Source organism: Pseudomonas sp. SMV71 (assembly GCF_052042015.1).
GTDB lineage: Bacteria > Pseudomonadota > Gammaproteobacteria > Pseudomonadales > Pseudomonadaceae > Aquipseudomonas.
Genome location: NZ_JBKGGU010000002.1, coordinates 47,414 through 59,027 on the forward strand (window position 1 = coordinate 47,414; position 11,614 = coordinate 59,027).

Here is an 11,614-nt window from a genome sequence, read left to right on the forward strand (position 1 = left end):
ATCTGTCATGGGCCTGGTTGTGAACTTGCTTGCGCCGGCAGGCAGCGGACAGCCATTTCCCATACACTGCGCTCACTCAGTTGCAGCAAGGACGCGTTGAATGCGCTCGCTCCTCAATAGCTTGTTTCTCTCGATCCTTCTGGTGACTCCGGCCATGGCCGAACCCAGGGCGTTTTCGGTCAACGACCGCAGCGGCCAGTACCTGGTTGAAGTGCTGTTCCCGCAGCCCCCTGAGGACCCCAAGCAACTGGCGCCAGGGGTCATCACCATTCGCGACAGCAAGACACTAAAGGTTCTCCAGCAATTGCAGACCCAGGCGGGCAACGTGCCGGTGGATCGCAACGGCAAGGCCAACGCCTGGCTGCTCGGGCCCTTCAGCTTGCTTTACTTTGACGACTTCAATTTCGATGGCCGCCAGGACCTGGCGATTCGAAACGGAACGGACCCGGAAAAGGACTACAAGGGCCGTTTCGACGTCTATCTGCAAGACCCGAAGAAATCGCAATGGGTCTTCAACCAAGCCTTGACGGACCTGGCGAAGGAGGGCAGCAACGGCATGTTTTCCGTCAGCCCGCTGGATGGCATGCTGCTCTCGCAATCCGAGCGCGATTGCTGCTGGAATCGCGTCAGGCACTGGAAGATGCAGGGCGAGGAACTGGTCCTGCTGCATTCGGAAACCGAGGAGCAGATCCAGCCCAGCGAGCCCGGCGAAAACTCGAGCATGCCCGGCGGCTATGTCCGGCGCACTGTCGGCAATTTGAAAGACGAAAAGTGGCACGAACAGATCCGCCTGGAAGGGCCGACCTGTGAAGACCCGTTGGTGTTCACCGGCAAGCTCGATAGCCAGACCCCGATAGAACTGTGGTATGAGGTCCAGGGCACGGCTGTCATCGGAGAACTGCGATACATCAGAAAAGGCAAAGACGTACCTATCAAGCTGGTGGGATCTCGGGAAGACGAGTTCAGCCCCGTCATCCTTCATGAGTTCGCCGAAGATGGCCTCCAGACAGGCATCTGGCATCTGACCCAGGAACAGGTTCACCCTTTCAACACCACTGGCACTCGGGTTGGCGGTGCACAAGACGGCGCTCGCAAACTGAAGATTGCGCTAGACACTCTGGACCGTGAGCCGGACCACGACAAACTGGGTAACGTCGAGCCTGACCAGCGCAGCGGTCATTATCAGATGCGCCAGGACGCCCTGGGGCGTGACGGGGACCTGGATCTGAAAATCCTGCCGGAACGCGATGCCCAGGGGCGTGAAGTGGCGGAGTTCACCGTCGCGCTGAAAGGCGGCGTGACTGAGCATCAGATCGTGCCGATGGAAAGCGATAACCTGATCATTGTGCGTACGCCCCAGGCGCCGGAGAAAAACGGCCCGTATCACATCCAGCTGTTGAAGAATTTCGCAGTGATCGGCTACACCGAACCAACGGATGACCAAGACGTCTTGACCGGTATGTATCGGCGGCAGCGTTGAGGCAATGCTCCGGACCAGGCTGAGGCGGTGATGGCTACGTGGGATACAGATACAGAGCGCGCAGCTAATGTGCAGCGTTGTTTGCCGGACCAGCACAATGATCGGGTCATTAACGGCTACAGCGCTAACTTCATCTGCCGCCACGCCGGCGCGCTGGTGGGGAAGAGTACTTCAGTCGGTCGATAACGGGCGAGGCCGCAGGCGGCTACGATGCGTTGACGTTGCTGGCCTCGGAGAAGAGCCTGCCGGTAGCCGCTTTCACCTTGCGGCAAACCCAGTACATAACCGATACCTGGCTGGAAACTGCCTCCCTGCGCCTGCCACCAGGCTGCGATCGCATGCGGATCGGGCCAGGGCAGGTTTTCATCGGGGTCCATAAGGACATTGGGATCCTCGGGGTCGTCGTTCGGGCCGGCATCGAAGTCTGGCAGGTCCTGCAATTCCAGATTCATCAGCGCCAGATCTGCGCCGGTGATCAGGCTGAACGCTTCGCCGGCGATGCGGGCATAGGGCAGGTCGCTCATCTGCTGGATCAGCCACGGCACGCTGACAGGATCGCCCAGCAACCCGATGGCCTGGATGCCGACGCGTCGCTGCGCGGGGTTCTGAACCCGCTGGCGTATCCAGGCCATGCTGGCTTCGCGTTTTTGCCACGCCAACAACACACAAAGCGCACGGTACTGGAATTCCCCCGGCTGCTCGGCGAAATGGCGCAGGGGCTCCAGCGCTTGCTCGTCGCCCATCTGCGCGGCGGTCCAGTTGACCCAGAAGCGCGTGGTGAAATCCTCATGAAGCCGCAGGGCCTGGAGGCTCGGCAGAAGGTCAATTCGACGCAATTCACCGGCCGTCCGAGCGGCACGGGCCTGCACACAGGCGTCGGCCTGGGTCAGCCCGGCAAGCAGTGCGGGGCCAGGATCGCGTCGGTGCATGCCGCAGGCTGCCAGACCCAGGCGTCGGAACAGCGGCTCGGGCGAGGCGAGCATGCGCTCGATCCAGGGCGATATCCGCTCCCAGTCCAGCCAACCCAAGGCCATCAGATAACCGCGCTCGGTTTCCATGGCATTTCGCAAATGCCCGCTAAGCCGCGTCAGCACCTTGGCATCGGCAGACTCGAAGGCCAGTAGCGCACTGGCAAACATCTCGCCGACGGCGTGCGGGCCCAGTTGGCTCAGCAGATGTTCCAGGCCGGTGGGGCCGGCGATACGAAGGCCATCGAGATGAGCCTCGATGCGTTCGTCCAGTCTGTCGAGGTCATCGAGGTTGTAATGCGGCGCATGCACGGCATGATCGTGCAGGAGGATAAGGAAACTGGCTTCCTCGGCGTGTTGCTCGATCATCGATTCGATGGGAACCATGCTGTCTCCAGCGCTCCGCTGCCGGTTATGGAACCAGGTGTCCGAAGAAGTAGCGCTTACCGACTTCAAAGGGCAGGGGGGAGGCCATGTATCGATCCAGGATCGCTGCGGCGTTCAGTGGCTGAAAATCGCCGTTCTTCCCATAAAAGCTTGAGCAGTCAACGCCGGAGTACACCTCGAATTTGCGCCGCCAGATGAGAAAATCGCTCCAGTCGATCCAGTCGTCGCTGTCTTTGGGGGTGAGGGTTTTGCGCATGAGCCAGACTTGCTGGTTCATGTCGACAGGCGAGCCCGCAAGGATCGAGAACCTGTCGTTGCCATAGGTGGCCCGCAATTGGGCAAGTCGCGAATCGACAGCTTCTCGGTAGGCGATAGGGTCCAGAGGGCTTGCGTAGAACTCGGGTTCGCCTTCTAGGGGATCAAGGAGATTGGAAAGATTCGCCTCGACGGCGGCCCGGTCGGCCCGGCGTTCAAGTGAACGCCAGGCTTCAACCATGAACGGTATCAACCAGAGGACACCCGCCCACTGGGCCGCCAGGCAGGCCTCGATGCGCAGGTAGTCGGGGCCTTCAAGCATGAGTTCGGCGAGAAAGTCCAGGTCCGAATCAAGCCCTGCATCCGCAATCAGCCCCAGGCAGGCCGAGATCAGGGTGGGTGCCCTATCAGGCTCCAATACCCATTTGCGCAGTTGGGGTACATGACTGTAGTCGCCCTGTTTCGCGCGTTCCAGGACACAAGCCAGTGCAATCCAGGGATCGCTGTCCTGCCATCCACCAGGTGCGAATACTTGCCCAGGCGCTGTGCTGGAGTAATGGTAGCCACGTCCTTTCCAATAGAAACAGTCGTGTAGGAATTCAGGCCGCTGAGCGTATTTGTAGTGCGTCGTGTTCATTGCTAGGCCCTTCGAAAACTATTGGCGCGTCTGTCCTGAAGCGTACTCAGTTCGGCTTCGAGTTTGGCACACTTGCGGCCAGTGGGCGCGAGGTTCCCCTGTCCGGCCGGGCAACCTCCCGCCGCCTTGGGCACCCTGTGCGCAACCGGGTCTCCCTGAGCCACGCCTTTCCACTCCATGTAGGCGGGCCGGTTCATGGCCCAGTCATTTTCAATGTTCTTTTTTTCCCGGGTGTCGGTCCTGTAGTACTTATTGCATCCGCTGGGTGGCTTTCCGGCGGGTGGCAGAAGGTGCCTGCACTTGGGGTTGGCTCGGACTTTGGCAAGCACCGCCGCGTTCTCGGGACTTTGTGCCGTGTCATAGAATTCGTCTTCGGTCATGAACTCCCCGGACGCTTGCGCCTTGGAGTGCGCCGCCCCGCCACAGCATTCACATTTATGTTTGCCCGGCACCTTCGAATCCTGCTGCACGGGTGAATACTTGGCGGTATTGACCATCGGCACCGCAGCATTGGCCGCAGGGCTGGCATGATTGGAGGTGGTGATGTCGGTATGGCGATCGACGTTCTTGCCTTCGAAAAGCACGTCCATGGACCATGAAACAAAGTAGGTCTTGCCGGTGATGACGTGGGTGATGACGCCGGCGCCTTGGCTTCTGGTTGCGGCCTCATCGCCCAGAGGCGAGGTTTTATAGAAGGAGATGTTCTTTAACATGACCTCCTTGTTTTCGATTTTTACCGTCTTGCTGCCGTTCTTCATGTCCTTGGAGAACGAAGTATCCGGATACGGCACCGGAATCGGCCCCGCGGGCGGCGGCGGTGGGGTCAGGCAGACATCCGGAAAAGCCGCGATGACCTTGCCGCCGCCGGCCTTGCAAGCGATCTCGTCGCCGTTTGCGTAGACGTCGCAGCTCATAGCCTACCTTCGGATCTGTGCAGATCGCGCACGATTGCAACGGCTCGTGCGCCCTCCAGGGAACCGGCCAGGCAGATCGCGGTGCTACCGGGTGCATAGCCTTTGCGAAACGCCTGGTCTGCGAGTATCAGTTGGACGATTGCGGCAACTGCTCCGGTGTCACCCATGGCCTCTGCCCAATGCCAGAGTGGTTGATCTTCCTTTCTCACTGTTCGAAACAACCGGGCTTCCATCAATGGAATTTCCTTGAATCCGTATTGTTCCCCGGTGACATCGGACAGCCGTAGATCAATCTCGTGGTAACCCAGCCCGGACTGCGTGAGTGCTGCGCGTGCAGCCGCTGCCAGTCCCTCTGCTCGCAGCGGTTTGCCGGACAGCAGCGGGGCGTGCTCTTGCGCAAAACCAAGGCCAGAGACTTCCAGGCAGGTATCGTGTTGTCGATTAGCCTGGACCAGCACAGCTGCGGCCGCTTCGCCGGGGAACAGACCGTCGTTGTGCGTCGAGGTCCTCAGCCGGCGATGGCTATCCAGCCATTGGAGTGTCGAGGCATTGAGCAGCGAATCAACGCCGCCCACAAGGCAAGCAGGGGCGCGAGCCTCCCGGATCAAGCGACTGGCTTCATGCAGGGCGTGCAACCCACTGACATGGCCGCAAGGGATGATTCGGGATTGGGTCGGGTGGAACTGGATCCCCAGCCGTGCGGATATATCCTGGATAATGGCCTGGGCCAGCTCTCTGACACTGGCGCCGGGACGTTCGGGTTCCGCCAGGCACAGCAGAAAAGGCACCTGATTCCAATCCAGTTCCGGTGCGCTCTGTATCAGCTCGACCAATGCATGTTGCATGAGTCCGCTAAGGCGTGTCGTTGCCGGCAACGCCAGGTCCAGGGCGGGCACTGCCGCGCCGATGATGGGTTCGCAGGCGTTGTCAAAGAAAGGAAGCGCTTGCAGGGCCGAAAGTCCGGCGCGTTTGGCGGCGCAAGCGCTGGAAACGCTCAGACCCACCGGGCAGGCCATTCCCATGCGAGTGATGAACAAGACGTGGCCAGGCACGGACTTCATACCTCCTCTTGGGATGGAGGGTACGCCGCCCTTGACCACGCAATCAGCAGTTCCAGCGACTTGAAGTGCTGTTTGCCTCGCATCCGTTCTTCGTAGGTCCTGGCCTGTGCGTACTGCGCGGATGTTTGTCCGAGAATGACTCTGGCTACCTCTTTGAGGTTGCGCTGCAGCGGCGACGAAGTTCGCCAGGTCAGGGTGAATCGTCCGGCGTCCGGCTCAAGGATGACGGTGTCGACGATGGCAGCCGCGTCCCTGGCACTGCCGTCGTGAAGAACGATGAGTACCGCCAGCCTGAGGTTTGTCGGAAGCCTGAATGCCGAGCGACCTTTAGCGTCGAGATTGAGCAGCGCAACCTCTTCGCCCCCTTGCGGGTAGTCCATCTGCTGATCCTCTGGCGCGCTCTGGAAGTAGCGCACGTCGAAATCCTCCGGCAGAAATGGGAACTGATGATCCAGCCAATGCTGATCGTAAGTACCTGCCCAGCGGACCCGTTGCTGCCACGCTCGACCCACCGGACCGAATGCCATTGGCCTGTAGTTGCCGTCGGGCGTCGTCGCCGGCAGGTGAAGTTCCTCGGTATTGGGCAGCGGCAAGCCGTTAAGCTGCGCCTCGTTCGCATCGGGGTAGAATCCGACCCCGACCGGGTTGCACGGGTGCCACCGAGGTTTTGCCGGGTCTGTGCGATCCACGCCGCCATACGCCTGCGCGTAGGTAACGGGCAGGGTTGTGAATGGCTGGGGTCTGCTTATCGAGTAGGACAGGGCGCCCGCCTCGTGAGTACGTGGCCCAACGACTTTGAATGCCTTGACCAGCGTCCCGACTTTCATGGCTACGGTCACCTCTGTTGCCGGCTCGCCATTGGGCGCGTAACAGTGCCCGTTCAGCAGGACATCGCAACGTGGCTTGTAGAGGGCGAAGTCATTTTCATAGGACGCGGCTGATTCGGCAGGATCACCCGGGAACACATCGGCTGTGGTCAGCGGCACCTGCTGTGCGCGCAAACGGGGTTCCTGGCCGGGATGATCCGGTATGCCATAGGTGCCTTTCGCCACCACTACCAGCCACTCACGGCCGGTCTTATCGGTCGAGGCCGTGTAGCCGCCAATCAGACGACTCCGGTTGATCAACTCCATGACGTGACGGCCTCAGTTGATCTGCACGGAACCACCCTTGATGCGGTTCACGCCGGTTGATCGACTGGACAGATAGGCGCCGCGCAGCAACACCTTGCCTTCTCGGGTCAGGGTGATGCTGGCCTTGCCGCAGCGCAGGACGATTTCTCGCTCTGCCGTGAATTCCAGCCGCTCGCCATCCAGATGGGCGACGGTTGGCGCTGCGGTTGCTGGCAGTCGTTGAATGCGGCCGACGACCAGCGGCCGCGTCGGATCTCCCGCTTCAAACATCAGTGCTACCTGGGCGCCGATGTCCTCGCGGCTGAGTGCGCTGGTGGTGCGCGCTGCGAGCCCCGTGTCTGCGGGGCAACCGGGGAACCCCACCACGGGAGCATCCGCGGTGGGTACATCCAGCAGCACGCCAATGACGACACCGTCCAGGCGTGTGAGTGCGGGGGATGAGGCGGTCATAGCGCAGGCTCCGTAGCTAGTTCTGCAAAATCTTCTGGCCCTTGACGACGACGTTCTTGTCGGCCTTGATCTTGATCGCACCGGAACCGTCGATGGTGATGTTCTTGCCGCTGATCATGATGGTGCCGTCCTTTTTCATGGTGATGCTGGCCGCGCCCGTGGTCAGGGTGATCGAGTCGCCGGCGGTGAGGGAAAAGTGTTTGCCGACGTCCAGGCTGTCGTTCTGATTGATACCCGTTGTGCGGTTCTGGGAGACGTCACGGGATTCGTTCTGACTGATCCGGGTGCTTTGATTGCCGCTGATCTCGATACTTTCGTTGCCTTGGACTGTTTCGTTGCGGTTGCCTGTGATCGCGATCTTTTCGTTGCCGCCCACGTTTTCGCTGCGGTTGCCGGTGATGCTGATGGTTTCATTGGCACCGACCTTCTCCGTACGGTCCGCACCGATGGAAATGCTTTCGTTGCTGCCGACTTTCTCTGTGCGATTGACGCCGATGGTGATCTTCTCGTTGCTGCCCACTTCCTCGGTACGGTTCACGCCAATGGAAATGGTTTCGTTATTGCCCACGTTTTCAGTGCGGTCGTGTTTGACGTGCACGGTCTCGTCGTTGTCGATGGTCTTGCTGCGGTCGTGGCCGACCCAGTGGGTCTCGTCGTTCTCGACCTCGATGTCCTGGTTTTTCTCGGCATGGATGAACAGCTGCTCGGCGCCTTTCTTGTCCTCCATGCGAATTTCGTTGAAATTGGCCGGCGTGCCGTCCTTGCTCGAACGGCTTTTCACACCGCTCTGGGTCGCATTGGCCGGCAGCTTGTAGGGCACGGTCTGTTCGGCGTTGTAGACGCGACCGGTGACAATCGGCCGGTCCGGATCGCCTTCGAGAAAGCTGACGATCACTTCCTGACCGATCCGCGGGAGCTGCATCGCGCCCCAGTTCTTGCCGGCCCAGGCCTGGGATACGCGAATCCAGCATGAGCTGTTTTCGTTGGATTGATCGTGACGGTCCCAGTGGAAATGCACCTTGATTCGACCGTACTGGTCAGTCCAGATTTCCTCGCCACCGGGCCCGACGACCACTGCCGTTTGCGGACCGCGAACGATGGGTATCGGCGTCAGCGGGAGCGGACGATAGACCTGGGTTGCGTCCATGCAGTCCAGCTCGCTGGTGAACTGTTCGGCCAGGTCCGGCTGCCCGCTTTCATAAGGGTCCTGGCGGATCTGATAGCGAGCGATCACCACCAGGTATTCGCGGTTCTGGTCTGCCCGTTCGTTGCCGGTCAGGCTGAACAGGTGACCGGAACCCAGCCCACGGGCGCGGCCGCGCAATTGCACGCGCTCGAACTGGCTGTGGATGGCTTCGATGCGAGTGCGGGCGTAGTGCTCGCCATCGCCGCTTTGCAGATATTCCCCGGGATAGTCGTAGAGCGGGTGGTCGCCGTGGCTATGGTTGCGCAACACACTGGAGCGCACCTGCAGGTTGGCGCGCGGGCGCAGAAAGTCGTAGTCGTTCAGTGCCAGGGAGCCGGGTTGTACTTCCCGCGCCAGTTGCCATTCGTAGAAATGATCGCGCTCGCGCATTTGCCGCTCGGGCGGATAGAAGGGAACCGAGGCGTAGTCCTGCACGGTGGAATGCGCGCCATAGGCATCGGCGAGCACCAATACATGCCGCGCCTTTTCATGGCGAAAGTAATAATAGATGCCTTCCTGTTCCATCAACCGGCTGACGAAATCGAAGCTGCTTTCGCGGTATTGCACGCAGTATTCCCACTCGTTGTAGCTGCCGCTGAGGCTGTCTTCGAAATCGGAAAACCCCAGGTCACGGAACACTTGCTTGATGATGTCCGGCACCGTCTTGTTCTGGAAAATCCGACAGTCCGAGGTGCGGGTGAGCAGCCAGAGCCACGGCCGAAGGCTGACCCGATAGCCCGCGAACTGACCGTGTCCGGTCATTTGCCGGCAGTTGCCGACAATGCCATGAAAATAACGTTTGCCACCGTCGTGCAGCTCCAGGGTCAGGCCCACTGGCTTGCCCAACAACTGGTCGAACGTAATGGCCCGGTCTTCGGAGGTCAGGTCCAGTTCGTAATGGAACAGCCGACCCAACTCTTCGCTGCCTTCCATACTCTTGAGCAGCAAGACATTGCCACCGAGGGGGCTGTCGACCTGCACCAGGCGGTTGTTCTGCGTGATCTCCATATCGCCTCGTGATTCGCACCCGGTCAGCGCGAATGTGTGGCCGAATCCGTTATCCGCCGAGAGCGACTATCCGCACTTAAGAAAATGCACATGAAGCATCTCCCGGCCAAACTGACAGCACTGATGTGAGTTCACGATAGGTGAACCGGACCGTCTGATCAGTTTTTTTGGTTATGGGAGTTATTTCGAAAAGCAATGGAAGGCCTTTCGAAAGACCGGCTTCGCCGCACGAAAATAATGGATCTGCCACCCTTCGGATCACCGCTAGAGAGGTGCCAGCAGGTCTAGGGTGCACCTTTGGCGCCGGTTGAAACCACAGCCTCTGCTGTCGATGTCTGATTAGGAACCAGCAATCGTTGGGTGCGACATTTGAACTTCACACTCTTGCGCGGCGCCATGCTCCGGGCTGACTCCATGCACAGTGCCTTGGTGGCGTAGGTAGGCTCCGGCTTGCGTTCTTCGATGCAGCCCTCACCGCCGGTGCAAATAGTCATCACCATTACGTAGACGGTCATCATCCTGGCTTGCTCCCATCGAACCGATGCGATTGATGCATCCTGCGTTAGCCCTGGCAGGCTAGAACGAGTAGCAATGACAAGCGGATGATGAGCCCTTCTTCAAACGGCCAGCAATGGTGGAACGACGCCTTTTGTCGGAAAAATGTCGCAATTTGAAGGTGATTTTTGGCCTTGAAAAATTAACGCCAATTTATTGGCTGTCGCGGCATGTGCACCATGAGAAAGCTATGAGAGGACCGCATCGTTCGCAACCGACGAAGCCCTCAACGCTGCCAGACCTGCCCATCCGCGCTGACCACCCAGGGCGCCTGGCCGGCACCGATATGCACACCACCGATCCAACGCTGCGCCGGATTCTGATCAAGCCAATTGGCCTGGCCTAGTAGGATCTGCTCACCCAGAGCGGTCAGCCGCAGAGGCCGCTGATGCCGATCTTCCCTTGGCTTTTCAGCGATCAATGGGCGAGGTGCATCGATCAAAGGACGCAAGAGCGCGTAAAACATCAAGTCACCCAGGTAGGGCAGCGGTTCATAACGGGTCATGAGATGGCCGAACACTTTCGCAGCGGGCAATTCGCCGTGAGCGGCGAGAATGCGCAGTGTCAGGCGCTGGCTGAGACTCAAGCCATCGGTAGCGCCCGGAAGCTCCTGCAACTGCCGCGCAAGGGCGGGCCCAAGTAGCGGCAAGGCTGGGTGATGCTGGCGAGCCAGGTTTGCCCACTCGCTCGGGTCCGATGCAGTGAAGGCAGCCCATGCCAGGCGTGCCACGGCCAAGGCATCGTCACCCAAGCGACGGCGTTGTGGCCACAGCCAGGCGAGAAGGTCCGGTGCCAGTTGCCCAAGTCCGATGAATCGCTCCACGCCCGGCACCTGGGCTGTTTCGATGAGTTCCAAGCGTCGGGGCAAGGTGGAAAGACTCGCCAGCACCCGAATCAGAAACAACTGATCGTAGGCATCGCCCTCACACCACAGCACCAGTTCGCTATCGCCATGCAAGCGGGACAGTGCCATACGCTGGAGTGCCTGACGCTGTTCAATATCACGGGCAGATAGCCCGAAGGCTTGTTGCAGATAAGCGGCGCGTATTGACCAGTACTCGGCTTCAGGCAATGCGGGCACAGGTCCCATGACCATCGGGTCGTCGAACATATGAAAGGCACCTGAAAAGCCTGCGATGCGAAGGCTGTGCTCGATGTCGTTGCCGCAGCGCCAGTGCTGGACCGTGCTTTCTCCCGTCGCGGCGAACGTTGGGTGACGTGCGGCGAACGAGACTGCTTCGACATGAGCGATCAGCTTGGGCCAACTGGCAAAACCAGCCTCTCGGGCGACGAGCCATTGGGTGTCTGCGAGGCGATAATCGGGGCCCAGGCAGCCCAGCGCGCGCAGCTGTAGACGCGCTTCGTCAGCCTCATTGGCCTTGAGTGCGCTTAGAAGACGTTTGGCACGTTTTCGCAGTATGGGTAAATCCAGAAGACCATCACGACGTGATGCATAAAACGCGGGCATACCAACTCCTCAAGAGGCTCGGTCCGCCGACAAGCCGGGAGCTGGAACGGAAAATGTTGAAAACCTGCTTGGGTCACCCCTTCGCGCGGACCGCGGGCGTAGCGAACTCCGA

At 60.0% G+C, this 11,614-nt stretch carries 9 protein-coding genes; 1 reads left to right on the plus strand and 8 read right to left on the minus strand.

Annotation, left to right across the window (positions count from 1 at the left end; all coding sequences use genetic code 11):
- Positions 1-100 precede the first annotated feature (100 nt).
- Positions 101-1,480 carry an XAC2610-related protein gene (locus tag ACLEJQ_RS02120; protein WP_440791718.1) on the plus strand — a complete coding sequence of 460 codons (1,380 nt, stop codon included), beginning with the start codon at positions 101-103 and terminating at the stop codon, positions 1,478-1,480.
- A gap of 116 nt (positions 1,481-1,596) precedes the next feature.
- Here ACLEJQ_RS02120 and ACLEJQ_RS02125 read toward each other — a convergent pair whose 3' ends face one another.
- The 8 genes from ACLEJQ_RS02125 to ACLEJQ_RS02160 all read right to left on the minus strand — a co-directional run bounded on the left by ACLEJQ_RS02125 (position 1,597) and on the right by ACLEJQ_RS02160 (position 11,502).
- A complete protein-coding gene (locus ACLEJQ_RS02125; protein ID WP_440791720.1) occupies positions 1,597-2,835 on the minus strand; it encodes a TIGR02270 family protein in 1,239 nt (412 codons plus the stop codon).
- 25 nt (positions 2,836-2,860) lie between these two features.
- Positions 2,861-3,727: a hypothetical protein gene (locus ACLEJQ_RS02130; protein ID WP_440791722.1), complete on the minus strand. Its 867-nt coding sequence runs from the start codon at positions 3,725-3,727 to the stop codon at positions 2,861-2,863.
- Between the two features lie 2 nt (positions 3,728-3,729).
- Positions 3,730-4,641: a DUF4150 domain-containing protein gene (locus ACLEJQ_RS02135; protein WP_440791724.1), complete on the minus strand. Its 912-nt coding sequence runs from the start codon at positions 4,639-4,641 to the stop codon at positions 3,730-3,732.
- Entirely contained in the window at positions 4,638-5,702 is a 1,065-nt protein-coding gene (locus ACLEJQ_RS02140; protein ID WP_440791726.1) for a beta-ketoacyl synthase N-terminal-like domain-containing protein, read from the minus strand. Before ACLEJQ_RS02140 ends, ACLEJQ_RS02135 begins: the two co-directional genes overlap by 4 nt.
- Positions 5,699-6,835, minus strand: coding sequence for a DUF2169 family type VI secretion system accessory protein (locus ACLEJQ_RS02145; RefSeq protein WP_440791728.1), 1,137 nt, complete (start codon positions 6,833-6,835; stop codon positions 5,699-5,701). The genes ACLEJQ_RS02140 and ACLEJQ_RS02145 overlap by 4 nt, the downstream gene beginning before the upstream one ends.
- Positions 6,836-6,847: 12 nt before the next feature.
- Positions 6,848-7,285 carry a DUF6484 domain-containing protein gene (locus tag ACLEJQ_RS02150; protein WP_440791730.1) on the minus strand — a complete coding sequence of 146 codons (438 nt, stop codon included), beginning with the start codon at positions 7,283-7,285 and terminating at the stop codon, positions 6,848-6,850.
- Positions 7,286-7,301: 16 nt separating this feature from the next.
- Positions 7,302-9,479 carry a type VI secretion system Vgr family protein gene (locus tag ACLEJQ_RS02155; protein ID WP_440791732.1) on the minus strand — a complete coding sequence of 726 codons (2,178 nt, stop codon included), beginning with the start codon at positions 9,477-9,479 and terminating at the stop codon, positions 7,302-7,304.
- 781 nt (positions 9,480-10,260) lie between these two features.
- The gene (locus tag ACLEJQ_RS02160; RefSeq protein ID WP_440791734.1) at positions 10,261-11,502 is read right to left on the minus strand and encodes a DUF1835 domain-containing protein; all 1,242 of its coding nucleotides are present in this window, start codon (positions 11,500-11,502) and stop codon (positions 10,261-10,263) included.
- Positions 11,503-11,614 lie beyond the last annotated feature (112 nt).